General features: G+C 62.9%; 20 protein-coding genes. 8 read left to right on the forward strand and 12 right to left on the reverse strand.

What is annotated here, in order from left to right; genetic code table 11:
* The first annotated feature begins 13 nt into the window (after window positions 1–13).
* The 7 genes from J2D77_RS03150 to J2D77_RS03180 all read left to right on the forward strand — a co-directional run bounded on the left by J2D77_RS03150 (window position 14) and on the right by J2D77_RS03180 (window position 8,163).
* The gene (locus J2D77_RS03150) at window positions 14–1,720 is read left to right on the forward strand and encodes a nitrite/sulfite reductase (protein WP_207844803.1); all 1,707 of its coding nucleotides are present in this window, start codon (window positions 14–16) and stop codon (window positions 1,718–1,720) included.
* The gene (locus tag J2D77_RS03155; protein ID WP_207844804.1) at window positions 1,707–2,198 is read left to right on the forward strand and encodes a DUF934 domain-containing protein; all 492 of its coding nucleotides are present in this window, start codon (window positions 1,707–1,709) and stop codon (window positions 2,196–2,198) included. The genes J2D77_RS03150 and J2D77_RS03155 overlap by 14 nt, the downstream gene beginning before the upstream one ends.
* 12 nt (window positions 2,199–2,210) lie before the next feature.
* On the forward strand, window positions 2,211–4,229 hold the full coding sequence (locus tag J2D77_RS03160) for a glycosyltransferase N-terminal domain-containing protein (RefSeq protein WP_207844805.1): 2,019 nt from the start codon (window positions 2,211–2,213) through the stop codon (window positions 4,227–4,229).
* Window positions 4,223–5,251: a tetraacyldisaccharide 4'-kinase gene (gene lpxK, locus J2D77_RS03165; RefSeq protein ID WP_207844806.1), complete on the forward strand. Its 1,029-nt coding sequence runs from the start codon at window positions 4,223–4,225 to the stop codon at window positions 5,249–5,251. Before J2D77_RS03160 ends, lpxK begins: the two co-directional genes overlap by 7 nt.
* Window positions 5,248–6,159 (forward strand): lysophospholipid acyltransferase family protein, encoded by a 912-nt coding sequence (locus tag J2D77_RS03170; protein ID WP_230975420.1) that lies wholly within the window; start codon window positions 5,248–5,250, stop codon window positions 6,157–6,159. Before lpxK ends, J2D77_RS03170 begins: the two co-directional genes overlap by 4 nt.
* 246 nt (window positions 6,160–6,405) lie before the next feature.
* Window positions 6,406–7,203 (forward strand): inositol monophosphatase family protein, encoded by a 798-nt coding sequence (locus J2D77_RS03175; protein ID WP_207844807.1) that lies wholly within the window; start codon window positions 6,406–6,408, stop codon window positions 7,201–7,203.
* Window positions 7,204–7,311: 108 nt separating this feature from the next.
* Window positions 7,312–8,163 (forward strand): lipid-binding SYLF domain-containing protein, encoded by an 852-nt coding sequence (locus J2D77_RS03180; protein WP_207844808.1) that lies wholly within the window; start codon window positions 7,312–7,314, stop codon window positions 8,161–8,163.
* 209 nt (window positions 8,164–8,372) lie between these two features.
* Here J2D77_RS03180 and mltG read toward each other — a convergent pair whose 3' ends face one another.
* From mltG to J2D77_RS03230, 10 genes are all read right to left on the reverse strand, one after another.
* Window positions 8,373–9,404, reverse strand: coding sequence for an endolytic transglycosylase MltG (gene mltG, locus J2D77_RS03185; RefSeq protein ID WP_207844809.1), 1,032 nt, complete (start codon window positions 9,402–9,404; stop codon window positions 8,373–8,375).
* Window positions 9,394–10,704, reverse strand: a complete 1,311-nt coding sequence (fabF, locus tag J2D77_RS03190) for a beta-ketoacyl-ACP synthase II (protein WP_207844810.1) — start codon at window positions 10,702–10,704, stop codon at window positions 9,394–9,396. Before fabF ends, mltG begins: the two co-directional genes overlap by 11 nt.
* 58 nt (window positions 10,705–10,762) lie before the next feature.
* On the reverse strand, window positions 10,763–11,002 hold the full coding sequence (locus J2D77_RS03195; protein ID WP_025825175.1) for an acyl carrier protein: 240 nt from the start codon (window positions 11,000–11,002) through the stop codon (window positions 10,763–10,765).
* 288 nt (window positions 11,003–11,290) lie between these two features.
* The gene (gene fabG / locus J2D77_RS03200) at window positions 11,291–12,034 is read right to left on the reverse strand and encodes a 3-oxoacyl-[acyl-carrier-protein] reductase (RefSeq protein WP_207844811.1); all 744 of its coding nucleotides are present in this window, start codon (window positions 12,032–12,034) and stop codon (window positions 11,291–11,293) included.
* A 22-nt stretch (window positions 12,035–12,056) separates the two neighbouring features.
* Entirely contained in the window at window positions 12,057–13,001 is a 945-nt protein-coding gene (gene fabD / locus J2D77_RS03205) for an ACP S-malonyltransferase (protein ID WP_207844812.1), read from the reverse strand.
* A gap of 162 nt (window positions 13,002–13,163) precedes the next feature.
* Window positions 13,164–13,775 carry a YdcF family protein gene (locus tag J2D77_RS03210; protein WP_207844813.1) on the reverse strand — a complete coding sequence of 204 codons (612 nt, stop codon included), beginning with the start codon at window positions 13,773–13,775 and terminating at the stop codon, window positions 13,164–13,166.
* On the reverse strand, window positions 13,772–15,031 hold the full coding sequence (locus tag J2D77_RS03215; protein WP_230975421.1) for a class I SAM-dependent methyltransferase: 1,260 nt from the start codon (window positions 15,029–15,031) through the stop codon (window positions 13,772–13,774). The genes J2D77_RS03210 and J2D77_RS03215 overlap by 4 nt, the downstream gene beginning before the upstream one ends.
* Window positions 15,032–15,044: 13 nt before the next feature.
* Window positions 15,045–15,797, reverse strand: coding sequence for a glycine betaine ABC transporter substrate-binding protein (locus J2D77_RS03220; protein ID WP_230975422.1), 753 nt, complete (start codon window positions 15,795–15,797; stop codon window positions 15,045–15,047).
* Window positions 15,798–15,997: 200 nt separating this feature from the next.
* On the reverse strand, window positions 15,998–16,354 hold the full coding sequence (locus J2D77_RS03225; protein ID WP_207844815.1) for a hypothetical protein: 357 nt from the start codon (window positions 16,352–16,354) through the stop codon (window positions 15,998–16,000).
* Window positions 16,355–16,563: 209 nt separating this feature from the next.
* Window positions 16,564–17,571, reverse strand: a complete 1,008-nt coding sequence (locus tag J2D77_RS03230; protein ID WP_207845016.1) for a lipid A deacylase LpxR family protein — start codon at window positions 17,569–17,571, stop codon at window positions 16,564–16,566.
* A gap of 433 nt (window positions 17,572–18,004) precedes the next feature.
* On the opposite strand from J2D77_RS03230, the gene J2D77_RS17480 reads away from it, so the two are divergent.
* Window positions 18,005–18,688, forward strand: a complete 684-nt coding sequence (locus J2D77_RS17480; RefSeq protein ID WP_207844816.1) for a cold-shock protein — start codon at window positions 18,005–18,007, stop codon at window positions 18,686–18,688.
* Window positions 18,689–18,789: 101 nt separating this feature from the next.
* Here the strand turns inward: J2D77_RS17480 and smpB are convergent, their stop codons facing one another.
* Together smpB and dapA are read right to left on the reverse strand one after the other, a co-directional pair.
* Window positions 18,790–19,296, reverse strand: a complete 507-nt coding sequence (smpB, locus tag J2D77_RS03240) for an SsrA-binding protein SmpB (protein ID WP_207844817.1) — start codon at window positions 19,294–19,296, stop codon at window positions 18,790–18,792.
* Between the two features lie 2 nt (window positions 19,297–19,298).
* Window positions 19,299–20,189, reverse strand: a complete 891-nt coding sequence (dapA, locus tag J2D77_RS03245) for a 4-hydroxy-tetrahydrodipicolinate synthase (RefSeq protein WP_207844818.1) — start codon at window positions 20,187–20,189, stop codon at window positions 19,299–19,301.
* Window positions 20,190–20,197 lie beyond the last annotated feature (8 nt).

Below are 20,197 nucleotides of genomic sequence, written 5' to 3' on the forward strand. Positions count from 1 at the left end.
GACAGACAGAACAATGCCCCATTCCCCCCAGCCTGCTCTTTCGGTCGGGCGCTACACCTATGACACGGTTGACCACACATTCCTGAAACAGCGGGTCGAGCAGTTCCGCGACCAGGTGCGCCGCCGCCTGTCCGGCGAATTGAGCGAGGATGAATTCAAGCCCCTGCGGCTGATGAACGGGCTGTACCTGCAACTGCACGCCTATATGCTGCGCATTGCCGTACCCTATGGGGTTATCAGCGCACCGCAGATGCGCACGCTCGCCCATATTGCCCGCACCTATGACCGTGATTATGGGCATTTCACTACGCGGCAGAACATCCAGTTCAACTGGATCAGGCTGGAAGATACCCCCGCCATTCTGGATATTCTGGCTGATGCGGAAATGCACGCCATCCAGACCAGCGGCAACTGCATTCGCAACGTGACCTCCGACCAGTTTGCCGGAGCCGCGCGGGACGAGGTGCTGGACCCGCGCGTGCATGCCGAAATCCTGCGCCAGTGGTCCACCCTGCACCCGGAATTTACGTTCCTGCCGCGCAAGTTCAAGATCGCCATTTCCGGCAGCGAACAGGACCGCGTGGCCGCGCGTTTTCACGATATCGGGCTTCTGGCGCGCATGGGAGAGAACGGCCGCGCAGTGTTCGAGGTCTTTGTCGGCGGCGGCCTGGGACGGACGCCGGTTATCGGCGTCAGCCTGCGCAAGGATCTGCCCGAGGAAGACCTGATCGCCTATCTCGAAGCCATCCTGCGGGTTTATAACGAATACGGCCGGCGCGATAACATCTACAAGGCGCGGATCAAGATTTTGGTGCAGGCTTTGGGGCGCGATGCGTTCCTCGACAAGGTGAATGCGGAATTCGCCGCCATGGACCGCAGCCGCTATCACCTGCCGCCCGAACTGGTCGAGGCCATACGCGCACGTTTCGGCGCCCCGGCGTTTGAGACCATATCCCCCGATACGGTCGAAAGCGTGGCCGGGGATATTGCCCGCCACCAGATGGCAGATGCGGATTTCGCGGCCTGGATCAGTGCGAACACGCATCCGCACAAAATGCCGGGCTATTGCAGCGTGACCGTGTCGTGCAAGCCTTCGGGCGGCATTCCGGGCGATGTGACATCCGAACAGATGGACCTGCTGGCCGATCTGGCCGATCGCTACAGTTTTGGCGAACTGCGCGTGACCCATATCCAGAATGTGGTGCTGGCCCATGTGCGCGAGGCCGACCTGTTCGAACTGTGGCAGTCCCTTTCCGATGCCGGGCTGGGTACAGCCAATATCGGCATGGTGACCGATATCATCGCCTGCCCGGGGCTGGATTACTGCTCGCTGGCCAATGCCCGTTCCATTCCCATTGCCCAGAAGCTCAGCGCACGGTTCGCCAGCATTGCCCTGCAACGCGAAATCGGCTCCCTGCGGCTCAATATCTCGGGCTGCATCAATGCCTGCGGGCACCACCATGCGGGCCATATCGGCATTCTCGGCGTGGACAAGCGCGGCGAGGAAGCCTTCCAGATCACGCTGGGCGGCAATGCGGGGGAAGATGCCTCGATCGGGCAGATCCTGGGTGCGGCCATGTCCGAGGATGAAACGGTTGACGCGATCGCCCGTATTATCGAGACCTATCTGGCCCGGCGCACCCCGGGGGAACGCTTCATAGAGACCTGCCGCCGTCTGGGTACGGCGCCATTTAAGGACGCCGCTTATGCCCCTGTTTGAGAAAGGCCGCATTATCGAGGATAGCTGGCAGGTCGCACAGGACGAGCAGCCCTTGCCCGACGGCGACGTGCTGGTACCGCTGTCCCGCCTGGCGGAAGGGCTGGGGCGTAACGATGGCGGGCGCCTTGGCGTGGTCCTGTCCGTGGGCGATCGGGTCGAGGACCTGGCCACCGCCCTGCCCCGGCTCGATCTTGTCTGCCTGACCTTTCCCATTTTCCGCGATGGCAGGCCGTTCACCCAGGCGCGGGCATTGCGTGAACACCTGCATTACAAGGGGGTCGTGCGGGTGGATGGGCATTTCCTGCCCGACCAGTACGAATTCCTGCTGCGCTGTGGCGCCGACCAGGTCGTCATTCCCGAAGGGAGCGATCCCGCCGTGTGGCAGGACGCGCATACACGCTTCACCATTGCCTATCAGCCCTCGCTCCTGGACGAGCGGCCACAGGGGCTGGGTTTTCGGAGATGGCTGTCCGCCTGACGGGTGAGCCCCATGCGTGACGTGTCCGCTCTTGTGCGCTCCGGGCTGCGGTCCTGCGCACTGGGGGTTCTGCGTGGCTATCTGGGCTTCGCGCTTAGGACCACGCGCTGGACCTTCCTGATCGATCCTGACGCCCTGCCTTACGTGAAAAGGGAGGACGGGCGGACCGCCATTATCGCACTATGGCACGAGGTGCTGCCCCTGACCTCCGTTCTGTGGTGGTGGGCGGAACCGCAGAACCCCGAACTCAGGCTGCGGGTGCTGATAAGCCGGAACGCCGATGGGCGGCTGATCGCCGATCTGATCGCACCGTGGCGGATTTCCTCCATTGCCGGGTCTTCCGATACCAGGGGCAAGAACAAGGGCGGTGCCGCCGCGCTGCGCCAGATGCGCGCAAGCCTGCAACGGGGCGACCATATGGTCATCACCCCGGACGGCCCGCGCGGCCCCCGCCGCAAGGCGCAGCAAGGGGTGCTGGCCCTTGCGCGGCTGGCGGGCAAGCCGGTCATTCCCATTGGGGCGGCCAGCGTTTGCCTGCGTACCAGGTCGTGGGACAGGATGGTGGTGCCCCTGCCCTTCGGGCGTGGGGTGCTGATATGCGGGGCGCCCCTGTTTTTTGGGCACGGCAAGCAGGATACCCGCAGCACCGCCGGGCAGATACACGAACTTGAAGACGCGCTGGAACAGGTCATGGCGATTTGCGCCCGGCCGGATGCACCGCAAACCCGGGCCTTAACCCAGGGATTCATGCGGGAGACCTGTTTCGTCAAACCGCTTGACGTGCGCCCGTCGGGTCTGTGGCACGGTATGGCGACAGTTCTGGCGCCTGTGTTGCCGTTTTTTCTGCGCTGGCGGCAGACACGCGGCAAGGAACGGGCAGAGCGGGTGCGTGAGAAAATGGGTTTCCCCTCGCTGGCTCGGCCGCACGGGGATGTCGCGTGGTTTCACGCCGCCAGCGTGGGCGAACTGGTCACCATTCTCCCGCTTGTCCATGCCTGCCTGAACAGGGCGCCGGACCTGGCTGTCCTGGTTACGACCGGCACGGTCACGGCTGCCGCCATGCTGGAGCAGCGCCTGCGCCATCCGCGCGTGGCCCATCAGTTCATGCCGCTGGACGTGCCCCGCTGGGGGCGGCGTTTTCTCGCACATTGGAAACCCCAGGTCGTCGTGTTCGCAGAAAGCGAGTTGTGGCCCAACATGCTCGGCCTATGCCACGCAGGTCTGATTCCGGTGGTGCTGGTCAATGGCCGCGTATCCGACCGCACGTTCGCGCAGTGGCGGCGCATGCCCAAGGTGGCCCGCAGGATGCTCGAACGCTTTGCCTGGGTCTGTGCCCGGTCCGGGCAGGACGGTGAACGCCTGCGCGTGCTGGGGGCGAAAAAGCAGCTTCCCTGCGGGGATCTGAAAGCCGCCGCCTATCCCCTGCCGGTGGACGATGCGCAATTGCAGCGCGTGCGCGGCGTAATTGGCGCGCGGCCCGTCTTTCTGGCGGCATCCACCCACGCAGGGGAAGAAGAACAGATTATCCGTGCTGCCGAACTGGCCCGGCGCGACAGCCCTGACCTGCTGACGATCATCGTCCCCCGCCACCCCGAACGCGGGGCAGTGGTCGCGGCAATGGCGGGGCAGGCTCCACGCCGTGCATTGGGCCAGGTGCCGGGGCCCGGGGATGCGGTATGGGTCTGCGATACGCTGGGCGAGTTGGGGCTGTTCTTCCGTCTCGCCCCTTGCGTTTTCATCGGCAACAGCCTGCCCGGCTGCAAGGGGGGCGGGCATAACCCGTACGAGCCCGCGCGCCTGCATTGCGCAATCGCCACCGGCCCGCTGACAGGGAATTTTGAAGAAGCCTTTGCCCGGCTGGCTCCCGGCCTATGCGTGGTGGACGGGGCGCAGGCCCTGGCGGACTGGCTGCGGAGCGTATTGACGCAGCCTGCCGAATGCGAGCGCCTGGCCGATACTGCCTACGCGCTTGCCACGGCGGACCAGGATTTGCCCGACCGGCTGGCCGAGCAGATTCTCGCATTATGTTAAAACGTCGTCCCCCCGCGTTCTGGTCCGACCCTAAGGCACGGTTATGGCCGTGGCTGCTTTCCCCGTTTGAGGGGGTGGTGGCGTACCTCGCCCGCCATCGCCAGCGGCGGCAAGGGTGGAGCGTCCCCGTGCCGGTGCTGTGCTGCGGCAATCTGACCACGGGTGGCACGGGCAAGACCACGGTCATCATGGATCTTGCAACACGGCTGATCCGCCAGGGTAAGCACCCCCATGTGCTGACACGCGGCTATGGCGGGCGGGCCGCCCCCGGCACCCGGGTCGATCCCGCACGCCATACCGCGCGCGACGTGGGGGATGAACCTGTCCTGCTGGCCGGCATCTGTCCTGTATGGGTGGGGGCTGATCGCGTGCAGACCGCGCGGGCCGCGGTGGCGGCGGGGGCGGATTGCCTGCTGATGGATGACGGTTTTCAAAACCCCGGGCTGAACAAGACATTTTCCCTGCTGGTGGTCGATGGATCGGTGGGGCTTGCGAACGGCCATGTCCTGCCCGCAGGCCCCCTGCGCGAACGCCCGGCAGAAGCATTTGCCCGCGCCAGTGCCGTGCTGGTGATCGGGCCGGATCGAACGGGGGTCTGCGCCGGGCTTGCGGAATACGGCCTTCCGGTTTTCAGGGCCGGGCTGGTGCAGTCAGCCGATGTCGCGGCCCTGCACGGCCGGGCCTGTGTCGCCTTTGCCGGCCTGGGCAGGCCCGAAAAATTTTTTGAAGGAGTACGGGCCGCAGGCATTCGTCTTGCGCGCGCACTCGCCTATCCCGATCATTATTTTTATAAGAGCCGGGATATGCGCCATCTCTCGAACATCGCCCGGGCAGAGCAAGCCTGCCTGGTCACCACCCCCAAGGACGCGGTGCGCCTGCCGCCCGCCTTCAGGTGTCATGTCGTGGAAATTGGCGTCGATCTGGTGTGGGAACATCCGGCCGACGCGGAATGGATCATCTCCACACTGTTCGAACGTTTCACCGCACATGCTCCCGCGACCATGGCGGCCAAAAGTCCATGAACGGCACGTTGCGCCAAGTCGCGCAGAGAATGGAGGCGGCACTGGCCTGGCTGCTGCTCCGCCTTCTGGGCAGCCTGCGGCCGGATCATGCATCGTCCCTGGCGGGGTGGGTCTGTCGCATGGTCGGGCCGCTCCTGCCCGTATCGCGCGTGGCCATCCGTAACCTGACGCTGGCCATGCCCGAACTGGACGCGGCCGCGCGGCAGCGGATCATGCGCGGGGTGTGGGAAAATCTTGGCCGCACCATTGGCGAATTGCCCCATATTGCCAGCCTGCGCGAAAATACGCCCTCGGGCCCGGGGTTCGAGGTGGTGGGGGCCGAATACCTGCACGCCCAGGCCGAACGCGGCGGTTCCGTGCTGTTCATGTCCGGCCATATCGGAAACTGGGAAATGCTGCCCCCTGCCGTCGCGCGGCATGGCGTGCCTTTTGCATCCTTCTACCGGGCGGCGGCCAACCCGCTGATCGACACCATGATCCGCTCCCTGCGCGATCGGGCCATGGGGGATGAGCCAATGCCCCTGTTCGCCAAGGGAGCACGCGGCGCGCGCGAAGCCCTGGCCTATGTCGCGCGGGGTGGGCGGCTGGGCATGCTGGTGGACCAGAAGATGAATGACGGGATCGAGGCGTCGTTCTTCGGCATGCCCGCCATGACGGCCCCTGCCCTTGCCGCCATGGCGCTGCGCTACCGCTGCCCTGTTATTCCGGGCTATGTGGTGCGGCTTGGGCCCGCGCGGCTGCGGGTCGTGGTGGAACCCCCGCTCAGCCTGCCCGATACGGGCGACCGCCAGCAGGATACGCAGGCCCTCGTGCAGATGGTCAATGACCGGCTGGAAGGCTGGATCAGGCAGTATCCGCAAAGCTGGCTGTGGCTGCACCGCCGCTGGCCAAAAGAGTTTTATCGCTGAAACAGCGTGGCCATGGACCGCCCATGCTGCGGGACGGGTGCCGCGGGGTTCGGGGCAGAGATACGGGACAAAACCACTGGGTGGCGCGATTGGGTTAAGGCGCGGTCTTTATCGTTCCTTCGGGTATTGCATCAATCTGTGTGGTCAGCGCGTCTTGGGCCCGAATTGCTCGGTCGTGGCATCGCCTGTCGGGGTATTTTGCGTCTATGATGGGCCCGATCAGAGCAGAACCGGAGCCCGTGTTGCATGTCTAAATCCAGCCCCGCCCTTGAATGTCGCCTGGAAGCGGCCAAAGCCGTTGTGCATGACGCCGCACGCATGGCCATGGCCATGCGACCGCCGCCGGGTGGGCCGCAGGCGCAGCTTAAATCCGCCCAGGACTGGCTGACGGAAACGGATGGCGCGGTGGAGACGTTCATTGCCAGCCGGATGCAGGCAATGTTCCCCGATGACGGATTCCAGGGCGAGGAAGGCGGCATGACGCGCACAGGCAGCCTGCGCTGGGTTGTGGACCCGATCGATGGCACGTCCAACTATGCGCGGGGGCGCAGCCGCTGGTGTGTCTCGCTCGGCCTGCTCGATGGTGATGAACCCATAGGTGGCGTGATCGAGGCCCCGGCCCTGGGCGAGGTCTATACTGCCCTGCGCGGTGTTGGCGCGTTCTTGAACGGCAAGCCCATTCATGCATCCCCCATCGCGGACCCCACCCGTGCGATGATCGAAATGGGGTGGAGCGGGCGTGTTCCCAAACCCGTTTTCATGGAAAAGATGGACGCCATCATGGAACTGGGGGCCATGCCGCGCTCAGGCGGATGCGGTGCCCTTGCTCTGGCGGATGTCGCCAGCGGTCGGCTGGACGGGTATGTTGAAATCGTCATCAACCTGTGGGATGTCGCAGCCGCCCTTCCCCTCCTGGCTGAAGCGGGGGCCTGTGTATCGCCGTTTCTGCGCGATGGCGGGCTGACGGGAGGTGCCACCATTCTGGCGGCCAATCCGCATATCGCCCCCACCCTGTCGCGCGCGGTGGGTATTGCCCTGACCTGAATTGCCCGAGGTGCGCGCAGGGCCCAATGGCCTTTGTGCCGCCATAAAACCATGCTTTCTTACCCAGGCTAAACGGCCCTGCCAGCTTACCGTGGAGAAAAACCGGCCATGCATTCCATTCTTCGTCTGTCCGCTGTTTCCGCCCTGGTGGTGACAGCAGCACTGAGTGCCGAGGCCCCGGTGTGCGCCTATGCGGCGGACAGCGCGCAGTCCATTGTCGACAAGGCCACACTGAGTGTCGAAGACATTTTCAGCACCAGCAGCCAGCAGAGCAACCTTACGGGTAATCTCTCCAGCGCGCGGGCGGTCATGGTGTGCCCGTCGATGTTTCGGGTATCGATCGGCTTTGGCGGCTCGCACGGCGATTGCGTGCTGCTTGCGCGCGATGCCCGCGGTTCGTGGTCCGATCCCGCTTTTTACAAGCTGAGTTCCGCCTCCATGGGCATACAGTTTGGGGTGCAGAGTTCGCAGATCATCTTTTTCGTCATGACCGATCGCGGCTTGCAGGCCCTGCTGGACAGCCAGTTCCAGTTCGATTCCAATGCCGGCGCGTCTTTCGCCAATATGAGTTCGGCCACGGCCAGCGGCACGGCGGGAGCCCGGAATACGGATATTCTCATCGCCCAGAAATCGCAGGGGGTGTTTGCCGGCGTTTCGCTGGGGGGAAGCAAGCTTACGGTCAATAGCGACGTCAACCGCGATTATTACAAGCAGTCCGTCGGGCCTGAAGATATTGTCGTGAGCATGCGCGTGAACAACCCCGATGCCGATCCGCTGCGCCGGGTGCTGATGCGTTACGCCAAGGCGGCCCCGGCCACCACGCAGCAGAGCGTACCGCGCTACGCCCCCCAGACAACCCCCCACACCGCCTATCCCGGGGACGCCACGGGGGATGGCGTGGGCGCTACCGCGCCGAGTGGCGGCATCCAGCAGGAAAATCTGGGTCCGGTAAGTCGCTGAAAAACTTGGACACAGGGTATCTTGGACATAGGGTATAGCGACAGGGGCTGGCAGGTATTGCGTCGGGGTTTTTCAGCCTGGCTGGCCCCGATGCCCACTGTCAGGGTTTCATGCCTGTCTGCCTGACCCGGCCCGAAATTTCCGTTTCTCATGCTGAAATTCGCGCCAGAGCGTTGTGGGTGACTGCCATAGCGGCATAACGCCAGCAGTTACTGGCCGGAATGCTGGGTCCGGAACAGCGAGACATTCCTGTTGTGCTCGCTCAGTGTGGCGGCAAAATTATGCCCGCCAGTGCCATTGGCGACAAAATACAGCGCGTCACTCTGGGCCGGGTGGGCTGCGGCCTCCAGCGCGGCCAGTCCGGGCGAGCAGATCGGCCCGGGCGGCAGGCCGGTATTCATGTAGGTATTATACGGGCTGGGTGTTTGCAGGTCCGCATGCGTCAGGGTGCGACCCAGCGGCCTGCCCTGGGTCAGGGCGTAAATGACAGTCGGATCTGTCTGGAGCTTCATTCCCTTTTGCAGCCGGTTCAGTAGCACCCGCGCCACCAGTGGGCGTTCGGCGGGCACGGCTGTTTCCTTTTCCACCAGCGATGCCAGAACCAGCAGGTCCTCCGGGCCTTGCAGGGGCAGGCTGGAATCGCGTTCGCGCCAGATGCTGACCAGGGTATGGGCCATGTTGGACTGCATGCGCGCCAGCAATTCGGGCCGCGGTTCGTCGCGTAGATAGGTGTAGGTTTCGGGCAGCACGCTTCCTTCCGCGGGGGAAGAGACCGCGGCTGTCAGAAAAGGTGCGCTCTGGATAAGGGCCGTGATGTCAAAGGCACTCAGCCCCTCGGGGATGGTCAGACGGTGCAGCACCGGTTTGCCATGCCGCAAGATCCACAGGGTTTCGCGCATGGAAACCTGGGCCGGGAAATGGAGTTCGGCAGCATGGATCTGCCCTTCCCCACGCGTCAGGGCGATGGAAAGCTGAAAAAGCCTGCCTGTCCACGCACCGGTGGGCAGAACACCCGTATCCTGCAATGTGGCAAGGGTTGCAGCGTAACCGCCGCGATGGATCACGATATCCTGGCCCGCAGCCAGTGGCCCGGGCCGGGTATAATCGTGCCAGGCCAGTGCGCTGATGGCAGCAAGGCCAAGCAGGCACAGGCTGAACAGGCCCGCCAGCCATTTAAGAAGAAAGAATTTCCCCTGCTTGGCTGGCGGCCGTGGCGTCCGGCTTTGACGTTTAGACGCCACGCACGATCAGGCTGGCATTGGTGCCGCCAAAACCGAAGCTGTTGGAAAGTGCGACGTCGATCTGGCGCTGCTGCGCCGTATGCGCCACACGATCGATCACGCTTTCGCGCGACGGGCTGTCCAGGTTGAGCGTGGGCGGGGCCACATTGTCCCGAATGGCAAGGATCGAGAAAATGGCCTCGACCGCACCGGCCGCACCGAGTAGATGCCCCGTGGCGGACTTGGTGGACGACATGGCCAGCTTGCTCGCATCGTCGCCAAAAAGACGTTCGACCGCTTCCAGTTCCAGGTCATCGGCCATGGTGGATGTGCCATGGGCGTTGACATAGTTGATATCCGCCGGTGTCAGGCCCGCACTTTGCAGCGCCGCGCGCATGGCACGGTAGGCGCCATAATGGCCTTCCGCTGGAGCGGTGATGTGATAGGCGTCGCCCGACATGCCGTAGCCGATGATTTCGCCATAGATCTTGGCGCCACGGGCCTTGGCGTGCTCGTATTCCTCAAGCACGACAACACCGGCACCCTCACCCATGACAAAACCGTCACGGTCCTTGTCCCAGGGGCGGGACGCGGCCTGCGGGTTGTCATTGAACCCGGTCGAGAGTGCTCTGGCCGAGCAGAAGCCCGCAATGCCCAGCGGACACACGGTGGCTTCCGCCCCGCCTGCCACCATGACATCGGCATCGCCGAACATGATGATGCGCGCGGCATCGCCAATGGCGTGCACACCGGTCGCGCAGGCTGTCACCACCGAGTGGTTGGGGCCCTGGAAACCGTATTTGATGGAAACATGCCCTGACACCAGATTGATCAGGGCGGACGGGATAAAGAACGGAGAAAGTCGCCGTGCCCGCCCTTCATGCACCGTGATGGACGCATCGTAGATGGTCTGCAGCCCGCCAATGCCCGACCCGATCATGACACCGGTTCGGCATTTATCTTCCTCGGTCTGAGGTTTCCAGCCGGAATCCTCGACCGCCTCGGTGGCGGCGACCAGCCCCATATGGATGAAGCGGTCCATCTTGCGCTGGTCTTTGACGGGTACCCACTCTGAAAGAGTCAGTTTTCCCTCTGCGGTGGGGCCTTCCGGCACTTCACCAGCTACATGCGCGGGCAGGTCGCTTGGGTCGAACTGCGTGATTTTGCCAATCCCGCTTTCTCCCGCAATCAGACGTGACCACACGTTCTCAACACCCAGGCCGAGAGGCCCGACGATGCCCATGCCGGTGACGACAACGCGTCTCCGTCCCGAATTCGCTCCGGCCGACAGCAACAAACCAGCCCGCTCCCTGTTCGACACGCCATTGGTCCCCCAGTATTCCGAGGGACCTTCCATTACTATCCGCAGAAACCTGTGTTCAGGCGGCTTTCTGCTTCTCGATATAATCGATGGCGTCTTTCACCGTGGTGATTTTTTCCGCCGCGTCTTCAGGGATTTCGACATTGAAGGCTTCTTCAAACGCCATCACCAGCTCGACGGTATCAAGGCTGTCAGCGCCCAGGTCGTCAATGAACGACGCTTCGGGTGTGACCTTGCTTTCCTCGACGCCGAGATGCTCGACCACGATCTTCTTAACCTTATCAGCGATTTCGCTCATCTGTCCTTGTATCCCATATGCCTGACCGCGCCGCGGCAGGGTGTTCAGGTGCTTGATCCGCCACAGTCCCACCTGTTGCAGAAACAGGGAAACCCTGTTCCCCGTTTTCTGCAACGCAGCAGGAGTTGCGGGCGCTTAGCACGTTTTCCTTCGTCTCGCCAAGGTAAACCCGACAGATATATCCTGGGTCGGCCCGGCGTGATGGAGCTTGCGTTGTCTGTCTGCCACATCTCGAAATGTTTTGCACCTCCCCTTATGGGGGTGCAAGCCGCTTCTGACGATGCGGGTTCAGATCATGGCCATGCCGCCATTGACGTGCAATGTCGCACCGGTCACCCAGGCGGCTTCGTCGGACGCCAGGTAGAGAACGGCCGAGGCGATATCCTCGGGCTTGCCAAGGCGGCCCAGCGGAATGCTGCCCAGCAGTTTTTCCTTCTGCGCGTCGGGAAGCACGTCCGTCATGGGGGTGACGATAAAGCCGGGTGCGACCACATTGACAGTCACCCCGCGTGACCCCGCTTCCTGGGCAAGGGACTTGCTCATGCCGATCATGCCCGCCTTGGCGGCGGCGTAATTGGCCTGCCCCGCATTGCCGGTTGCCGCGATGATGGAGGCAATGTTGACGATACGGCCCGCACGGCGGCGCAGCATGCCCTTGAGCGCAGCCCGGCACAGGCGGAAAGGGGCCGCCAGGTCCACGTCCAGCACCTGGCTCCAGTCTTCGTCCTTCATGCGCAGGGCCAGCATGTCGCGCGTCAGCCCGGCATTGTTGACCAGGATGTCCACCGGGCTGCCCGCTTCTTCCTCCGCCCTGGCCAGCAGGGACTCCGCAGCGCTGGGCTCGCCCAGGTTGGCGGCGACAGAAAACGCCCTGCCCTGCCCCAGTGCTTCGGCCTGCTGCGCGATAACCGATTCCCGCGTGCCGGACAGGACAACCTTGGCACCCTGGGCGTGCAGCACCTGGGCTATGGCGCTGCCGATACCGCCCGATGCCCCCGTGACCAGGGCCGTTTTTCCTTCGAGTCTGAACATATTTTGCTGAACCTGCTGTTTTTTAAAGAGATTTCAAAAAGGCATCGATGTCGGCGGGGGTGCCGATCGAAAGGGCGGATACTTCGGGGTCGATCCGCCGGACCAGGCCGGACAGCACCTTGCCTGCCCCGATTTCCACAAAGGTATCAATCCCCATGCCCACCATGGCGCTGACACTTTCATGCCAGCGCACGCGGCCGGTCACCTGCTGCACGAGGTTGCGCCGAATCGTATCCGCATCGGTCTCGCGCGCGGCCGTCACGTTGGCGATGACCGGCACGATGGGGGCGGCGATATCGGCATCGGCCAGGGCTTCTGCCATCACATCTTCGGCGGGTTTCATCAGCGAGGAATGAAAAGGTGCAGAAACCGGCAGTTTGACCGCGCGCTTGATTTTCATTTCCTTGGCCAGGGCGATGGCTGCGTCGATTCCGGCCATGGCCCCTGACAGCACGATCTGGCCGCCGCCATTGTCATTGGCGATCTCGACCCGTCCCGTCTTCCCGACCTGCTGGCAGATTTCTTCCGCCTGGGCCAGGGTGGCGCCGATCAGTGCGGCCATGCCGCCTTCCCCCGCCGGAACGGCCTTTTGCATGGCCTGGCCGCGCAGGCGCAGCAGCTTGGCTGCCTGGGCGATTCCCAGTGCGCGCCCTGCGGCAAGGGCGGTGTATTCGCCCAGGGAATGACCAGCGAGCAACGTGGCCTTGCTGGCCAGATCCAGCCCGCCATCCTGTTCGAGCACGGCCAGCACGGCCATGGACATGGCCATAAGGGCGGGCTGGGCGTTTTCCGTGCTGGTCAACGTATCCATGGGGCCTTCAAAAATGATTTTTGAAAGATGTTCCCCCAGGGCTTCGTCCACCTCTTCAAAAACGGCGCGTGCTGCGGGAAAAGCCTGGGCAAGGTCCTGCCCCATGCCCACGGACTGGCTGCCCTGGCCGGGAAAAACAAAAGCGTAAACGGTCATAATGTCTCACTGTTTCCAATGTGACCCACGCGACAGGTCCGGCAGTTGCCCGGGACGATATGCTGCGGCTGAAAGATACCCTGCCCGGCAGGCATGGGACATTCGGCCGACAGGGCCTGTGGTCTGGGGTCTATAAAAGTGGGCGGAAGAATAAGGTGCGTCTTAGCGCTGCACAATACGCCATGCCAGGATAAGCAGCGCATCCCACGGGGTTGCGACCAGTTCATGCAGCACGCGCCACAGGCGTTTTGTGACGCTGGTCCGGGTTTGGGCCGAGGCCGTGAATGGCACGGCCCTTGCCGGCCAGCCTGCCAGCCGCATGAGCAGCAGGCAGCGCGGCTGGTGAAACGGGCTTGTCGCGACAAGGATCGGCCCAGCCGGGGGCGGCGCAAAGGCGTTGAGCAACGCGCAGCATATCTTGACCGAGGCCAGCGTATCCCCCGCCGTGGGTTCAGGCAGAATGGCGCGGTCGGGAACGCCCGCCTGGCGCAGCAGCTTTTGCATGACCTCGGCCTCGGTCACGCCTGCGCGGGGCACGCCGCCGGTTGGTATGTAAAGCGCGTTGTCCAGGGTGCGGCCAATGGCCACCGCACTGCCAACCCGATTGCGCAAGCCCTGTGTAGGCGTGCCGTCAGGGCGCAAGGCCGCGCCAAAAATGATGATGGGCCGGACGGGACCTGGCGCAGGCCCGCTTTGCGCCGGTTCGGCCCGGGCAGGACGGCCAGGGTCAAGCGGGTCTTGTGGCGCGGGCGGGTTTCCTGCGGCTGGGGTCATGGCGGTGGGCGCAGTAGAACACGGTTCAGGCGTTCGAGCATGTCAAAGCTTTCATGCCAGACCTGACGGAACTTGGTCTCCCCCACCCCGCGGGTGGCCAGAATTTCGGCCAGTTGCCCCACATTCCGTTCACCATCGATCAGCGGCAGAATGCCCCGCGCCTGCGGCGGCAATACGATGGGAACCACCAGCGTGCCAAAGGAAAAAGCCAGCGTGTTGTCAGGGCGCATCTGCCGGGCCAGTTCGGCGCCGGGTATTTCGCGCATGACCGGCACGGCGTTGAAATCCATCGGGTCAGGGCGGGCTGGCTTGCATCCCTTGCGCACGGCATAGGCGACATGGGTTGCCATATTGCCCGCCAGTTCCTCTGCTATGCTCGCCTGAACCTGGGCAGGAAGCTCCGCCACGCGGCTGCGCAGACGGGGATCGGGCAGGAACAGAGCCGGGTCATACCGCGCGGGTTCCATCAGGCAGGTGGATTCCAGCCCGGCCTTGTCCATAAGCTCCAGGAAAGCCGCAATCGTATAGCTGCGGTCGCGCGGGTTGAGCAGCAGGTCGTACAATCCCGCATCCCCGCCCGAGAGATGATCCCCGAAATTGCCGTTCTGTCTCAGCCATGCCGTGGCGGGCAATGTCCGCATGACGCGTCGCGCAATATCCAGCCGCGCTTCGGGCGGTTGGTCAATGGGGGCAAGCCTGGCCAGCGCGTCCTGCACCATATAGACACCGGTGCGCCCGTAAGGCGCATAGACCATCAACCCCATGCCCCCACCCGGTGCGAGAGATCGGGTCAGTTCGGTAAGTGTCGCCAGCGGGTCGGGCAGATGGTGCAGCACGCCGCAGCAGTCAATATAGTCGAAAAGCCCCAGATCGAGGGTTGCAAGCGCTGTCAGCGAACCCTGCACGAAGTGGATGTTGGATAACTGCCGGGCTTGCGCGCGGGCCCGGGCGATGTCCAGTGCCGCTTTCGAGCGGTCAAGGCAGATCACCTCGCCCGGACGCTGCGCACGGGCAAGATGGGTCGCCAGCATGATCGCGCCATCACCCGTGCCGCAACCCGCCACAAGGGCGCGCAAAGACTGGCTGGCAGGTCTTTGCGCGCCGAAAATCCAGTAGTCGATTTCGCGCAAATGACTGGGGCTGCCGATCAGCAGGCGCCGTGTCTCGTCCTGCGGGTCGCGTTCGGGATAGGGATAGGCCTCATACTGGGCGGCAAGGCTTGTATCGCGGTTATCCGCGCGGTCATGCTCTTCCATGAACAGCCGTCCCTCAGCGGGGAATAAGCCTGCCGCGCTGCCAGGCTTCGGCGGCTTCATCGGCGGTCATGCCATCCACACGCATGGCGTAATCCATGGCGCTGATGATCTTCACGCTCAGCATCAACTCGTCCAGTTCGTCGAGAAGATCCTGCTCAAGCTCCGTTTCCAGCCCAGGGCGCAGCAGCATGCGGGCATGCTGTTCCGGCCCGAACGCCCCTTGCGGGTCAGAGAGGATGCGAAATCCGCCCTGATGAAACAGAAAACACGGCTGGATCAGCGGCATCAGCACCAGATCCTTGCGTGTGAGGGCGGCGTTGAGTTCGGCCAGGGCTTCCTCATCCGGCAGGACCTTGAGCGTAAAGCCCGCCGCCGCAAGGCCGTAGGTTTCAAGAACCTTCTGCATGGCCGCTTCAAGCGATTGCGGCGTCACGATGGTGCGGGAGAGTTCCGGCCCGGCCCGAACAACGTCGGCAATCGAGGACAAGGGCGTGTCTTCGGCCGAAATGCAGCAGCACGCGCCGGGCTGGAACAGATCGCCCAGCGGGGTGACGCCCGGGGTCAGCAGGTCGGCATCCTCATCCGGGAGCCAGGCCGCCACGTAAAGGTCGATTTCGTTCTTGCGCAAAAGGGCTGCAAGCGCGTCCTTGGGGCCGGTGACAATTTCGGGCTCGACATCATTGGCTTCGAGAACACGGATGATGGCCGCCGCTGTCGCCTCGTGAACGGTAGAGTCTGGATAGGCGAGGGTAAGGGTGTTCATCATGCGGTCCTTTGCGCGGTCGGGTCAGGCGGAAGAAGTCTGCCCTGTCCTTGCAGCAGGAGAAACGCTCTAGGCAATCCCTTAATTGAAGATACCGGCATCCTGGCATGGGGTGCAGGGCACTGAATAAAAAACCGCCTTCCCAGGAACCTGGCAAAGGCGGTTCAAAAAGAGAGAGGCCACAAGGTGGGAAAAATGAAGCCTCAGGCAGCCACGATATTCTGTTCGCGGGGCAGAACCGGGCGGATCATGTGCAGGGCGTCGGAGAACGAGTTGAAATTGCCCAATGCTGTGTCACGGATCGCATCCATGACCACCCAGCGATTGCCGCGGGAATACACCTTGTAGGCGGGGTCGGGCGTTTCACGCACCCAGACCAGGACATAGCCAGAAGATACGCCAGCCTGCTTCTGCTCGGCGGGGAAAATATCCGCGTCGCTTACGCCCATCGGCATGCCCGCCTCGACCCACCGAGACAGGTAGTCGCGATGGCGGGAGAGAATTTCCATCTGGAATGGAATAATGTTGCAGGCACCCGATGTTTCAGAATCGTACAACATAAGTTCTGCGTTCCCCTCGAAACCTCAATCGATCTCTCTGGTTTAAAGCTTAGAGAGGGGGCAGGCCTCGCGCCACTCCAAACAGGGGAGCAACGCCTCAAAATAAAGCACCTCTTAAGGGTAGTGACGCAAAAACCACAAAATAGGGCGCAAATATGCTAATTTGTGACCAGTTTTTATGCTTATGCCTATTTTGTAGGCATTAAAGATCAGAATTTAGCGGAAACCATGACGGAGCCATAGTTGAACAGGCCCGATTTTGCCCCGTTGAACTGCTGCGTCTGCCAGACCTGGCTGTAGGAAACGCGCAGCCCGCAGAACATGAAGGCCAGGCCCGCGTGAATTTCACCCACATCCCATTTCTTGATGACGTGCAGGGAGTTCGACCGCATGGTGTTGCCTTCGAGCGAGGCATCGTAGGCGACGGCCTCGCCCTCCACCCCGCCGAACACGTACCACGCGAACGGCCGCTGCGCCTTGTAGGCGTCGGTCCCGTCCGTTCCGGCTGCCTGGATCGTGGGAATGCCGAAATCGGCATTCAGCCCCTGCCCTATGCGGATCATGTCACCGATTCGGCCGTAAATCTGGTAATCGCCGATGGCGGCGGAGCCCGAAGGCAGCGTATCGAATTCGACCCCGCCGATCTGGCCCAGCGGCATGCGCCAGATTCGCCCGCCCTGCACCTGGAAGATGGGCTGGTTCTGCAACTGGTGGGACCAGCCCTGGTTGGGCGTGTCGCCGATCAGGTTATGAAAGCCGTTCTGCACTTTCTGCCCCAGCCCTGCCGAACCCATCACCCCGAATTCGATCCCGAACACGCTGCGGGTAGTGTCCGTATCGGTAATCAGGTTGACCGACCCCAGAAGCAGGCTGGCGTAAGGGCGGTCGCGCAACTGGCTGCTCTGCTGCTGCCCCGGACCCCACGGGCTTGAAACCTGCGTATTGCGCGGCGTGAAGATCAACTGCTGCACGCCAATGCTGATTCGCTGCACGCCCGCACCCCAGATCGCCTTGCTGATGGCCGCAATCGGCGTGGGCAGCGTATCGGTGCCCGATGTCCAGTTTATGCGCTCGCCACTGGTGTAATACTGGTCCGACGTGCCCTTGAGCGTGGAAGCCGCGTCGTTTTCACCCTGGATGGTCCATGTGCCCTGGTTATCCGCGGCGGGGGTGGCATTGGCCCTGTGGGGGGCAAGCAGGGCGCCACCGGCCAGCATAAGGGAAGCCAGGGTAATGCGTCTGACGCAGGGCAATGGTTTGGTGTCGGCAGACACGGGCTTCTCCTATGGCCTTCAGGACAGGCAGTCTTGCATTGGGCATCTTTGTAAAGGATTGCGCCACGGCGCGGAACCCCGTTTCCCCGGATGGGGCTGAATGGGTGCGATGTCATGGGAGATGGGCGTGCACGGATAGTCACAAAAATGTGAGGATCGGAAAAGATAGGTGAACCCATGTGCGATTACGTGCTTTTCTGTAGCGGCCCGCTGCTTGCTGTGCTACGAAAACAGCGGGTATATCGCAGTATTCCAGGACTGGGATCGGTGGGTTTTTGTTCAAGTCAGGTGAACCTGTCAACCTGTTCCGGCGATCTGCCCATTTTTCAATATTCCGAGAAGCGTCTGCCTTCTCCGCACTCCAGGATCAAGACCGTTGAAAAGTAACAGGACCGACCGCAGCCCCAGATCACCTCGCCGCGGCGGATTTGATGACGATTACATGCCGATGCCTTCCTTTGGCGAACGTCCCTCCTTCGGGGATCGTGGGGGCTTCGCTCCGCGTCGGCCATCGGCCGGCGGTCCGCAGGTCGTGGCTTCCGGTCCGGAAGTTGGTGCGACCGTCAAGTGGTTCAACAGCGAAAAGGGCTTCGGCTTCGTTGAACTGGCTGATGGTTCGGGCGACGTCTTCCTGCACGCCAATGCGCTGTCCCAGGCTGGTGTCCAGGGTGTGAACCCGGGTGCGACCCTGGTTGTGCGTATCGGTCAGGGTCCGAAGGGGCGCCAGGTTGCCGAAGTCATCTCCGTCGATGAAAGCACTGCCCAGCCCGAACGCCCGCGTAGTGCTGCCCCCGGCGGTCGTCCCGGTTTTGGTGCGCGCCCCGCACGCCCTGCCCCCGATCTGAGCAGCGCGGAAGATACCCGTGGTACCGTCAAGTGGTACAACGCGGTCAAGGGCTTTGGCTTCATCACGCCTGAAGGTGGCGGCAAGGACATCTTCATCCACGCATCCGCACTGGAGCGTTCCGGCCTGAACAGCCTGAGCGAAGGCCAGGGTGTGAATGTCAAGGTCGTGCAGGGCCAGAAAGGTCCGGAAGCGGCTGAAGTGACATCGTCCTGATCGGTCGGTCTATCTAGAAAGAAAAAGCCCCGGCTCGGTCCGGGGCTTTTTTTTATCCAATATCTTGTGGTCTTGCTGATGGCGGCAGGGGAAAGAGCCGTTCAGTAGTCCCCCTTCCCCTTGTTGCGGATCAGGCGGGCTTTGTCGCGCTGCCAGTCGCGGTCGGCCACGGTCTGCCGCTTGTCGATGTTTTTCTTGCCGACACCCAGGCCCAGAGTGACCTTGGCCACGCCACGATCGTTGAAATGAATATCCAGCGGCACAAGCGTTGCCCCCTGCTTGGCGATCGCCCCCATGTATTTGCTGACCTGTTTACGGTGCATCAGCAGTTTACGCGGGGCGCGCGAATCAAAGCGGGAAAGAACGCCGCCCTGATATTCGGGGATATAGCTGTTGAAAAGCCATAACTCGCCATCGCGCTCTCCCGCGAAGGCTTCGCTGATGGTAGCGCGCCCCAGTCGCAGGCTTTTGACCTCGGGCCCCTTGAGCACCAGCCCGGCCTCGACCGTTTCCTGAATGGCATAGTTGAATCGCGCCTTGCGATTCTGCGCCACCATGCCGTGCGAAATCATTGGACTTTTGGCGGATTTACCCGGTTTTTGTGCCATAATCAGTCAAGCAGCCCGACAGCGACCAGCGCTGCGCGCACTTTCTCACGCGCGGGTTCGCTCATGGGGGCCAGCGGCAGGCGGCAGGTCTCACCCGTCAGGCCCAGCAGGCTGGCGGCGTATTTGACCGGGCCGGGGCTGCTTTCGCAGAACAGGGCATCGTGCAGGGGCAAAAGCCGGTCCTGCAGGGCCATGGCATCGGCCACGCGCCCTTCCTTCCACGCTTTTTGCACAGCCGCACACAAGGCCGGGGCGACGTTGGATGTGACGCTGATACAGCCATCCCCGCCCGAGGCCAGGAACGCGACGGCGGTGCCATCTTCGCCCGATAGCTGGTTGAAGGGCTTTTCCACCGCCTGGCGCACTTGCAGGGGTCGCAGCAGGTTGGCCGTGGCGTCCTTTACCCCTGTGATGTTCCCATGCCGCGCTAGGCGGGCCATGGTTTCAACACTGATATCCACCACCGAGCGGCCGGGAATGTTATAGAGAATGACCGGAATGGTGATCGCATCGGCAATCGCCATGAAATGGCGGTAAAGCCCTTCCTGCGTCGGCTTGTTGTAATAGGGCGCCACCACCAGCACGGCTGCCGCCCCTGCTTTTTGGGCATGCAGGGCCAGGTCGGTCGCTTCGGCCGTGCTGTTCGAACCGGCCCCGGCAATAACCGGCACGCGCCCGCCCGCGACCTTGATCGTGCGTTCGACAACGCCGTGGTGTTCGGCGTGGCTTAGCGTCGGGCTTTCGCCCGTGGTGCCCACCGCGCACAGGGCGGACGTGCCCTGGGCGATCTGCCAGTCGACGAATTTTTCAAATGCTGCGTAATCCAGGCTGCCATCGCGGTTCATGGGGGTAATGAGGGCGGTAATGGAGCCGGAAAAAAAAGTGTCAGACATGGGCAGTG

The sequence above is a fragment of the Acetobacter garciniae genome (assembly GCF_017377735.1).
Classification (GTDB): domain Bacteria; phylum Pseudomonadota; class Alphaproteobacteria; order Acetobacterales; family Acetobacteraceae; genus Acetobacter; species Acetobacter garciniae.

What these genes read in the sequence shown, in the direction of transcription:
- J2D77_RS03150 (WP_207844803.1), top strand. Translation starts at nt 14, where the DNA reads ATGCCCCATTCCCCCCAGCCTGCTCTTTCGGTCGGGCGCTACACCTAT.
- J2D77_RS03155 (WP_207844804.1), top strand. Translation starts at nt 1,707, where the DNA reads ATGCCCCTGTTTGAGAAAGGCCGCATTATCGAGGATAGCTGGCAGGTC.
- J2D77_RS03160 (WP_207844805.1), top strand. Translation starts at nt 2,211, where the DNA reads ATGCGTGACGTGTCCGCTCTTGTGCGCTCCGGGCTGCGGTCCTGCGCA.
- lpxK (WP_207844806.1), top strand. Translation starts at nt 4,223, where the DNA reads ATGTTAAAACGTCGTCCCCCCGCGTTCTGGTCCGACCCTAAGGCACGG.
- J2D77_RS03170 (WP_230975420.1), top strand. Translation starts at nt 5,248, where the DNA reads ATGAACGGCACGTTGCGCCAAGTCGCGCAGAGAATGGAGGCGGCACTG.
- J2D77_RS03175 (WP_207844807.1), top strand. Translation starts at nt 6,406, where the DNA reads ATGTCTAAATCCAGCCCCGCCCTTGAATGTCGCCTGGAAGCGGCCAAA.
- J2D77_RS03180 (WP_207844808.1), top strand. Translation starts at nt 7,312, where the DNA reads ATGCATTCCATTCTTCGTCTGTCCGCTGTTTCCGCCCTGGTGGTGACA.
- J2D77_RS03195 (WP_025825175.1), bottom strand. Translation starts at nt 11,002, where the DNA reads ATGAGCGAAATCGCTGATAAGGTTAAGAAGATCGTGGTCGAGCATCTC.
- fabG (WP_207844811.1), bottom strand. Translation starts at nt 12,034, where the DNA reads ATGTTCAGACTCGAAGGAAAAACGGCCCTGGTCACGGGGGCATCGGGC.
- fabD (WP_207844812.1), bottom strand. Translation starts at nt 13,001, where the DNA reads ATGACCGTTTACGCTTTTGTTTTTCCCGGCCAGGGCAGCCAGTCCGTG.
- J2D77_RS03210 (WP_207844813.1), bottom strand. Translation starts at nt 13,775, where the DNA reads ATGACCCCAGCCGCAGGAAACCCGCCCGCGCCACAAGACCCGCTTGAC.
- J2D77_RS03215 (WP_230975421.1), bottom strand. Translation starts at nt 15,031, where the DNA reads ATGGAAGAGCATGACCGCGCGGATAACCGCGATACAAGCCTTGCCGCC.
- J2D77_RS03220 (WP_230975422.1), bottom strand. Translation starts at nt 15,797, where the DNA reads ATGATGAACACCCTTACCCTCGCCTATCCAGACTCTACCGTTCACGAG.
- J2D77_RS03225 (WP_207844815.1), bottom strand. Translation starts at nt 16,354, where the DNA reads ATGTTGTACGATTCTGAAACATCGGGTGCCTGCAACATTATTCCATTC.
- J2D77_RS03230 (WP_207845016.1), bottom strand. Translation starts at nt 17,571, where the DNA reads ATGCTGGCCGGTGGCGCCCTGCTTGCCCCCCACAGGGCCAATGCCACC.
- smpB (WP_207844817.1), bottom strand. Translation starts at nt 19,296, where the DNA reads ATGGCACAAAAACCGGGTAAATCCGCCAAAAGTCCAATGATTTCGCAC.
- dapA (WP_207844818.1), bottom strand. Translation starts at nt 20,189, where the DNA reads ATGTCTGACACTTTTTTTTCCGGCTCCATTACCGCCCTCATTACCCCC.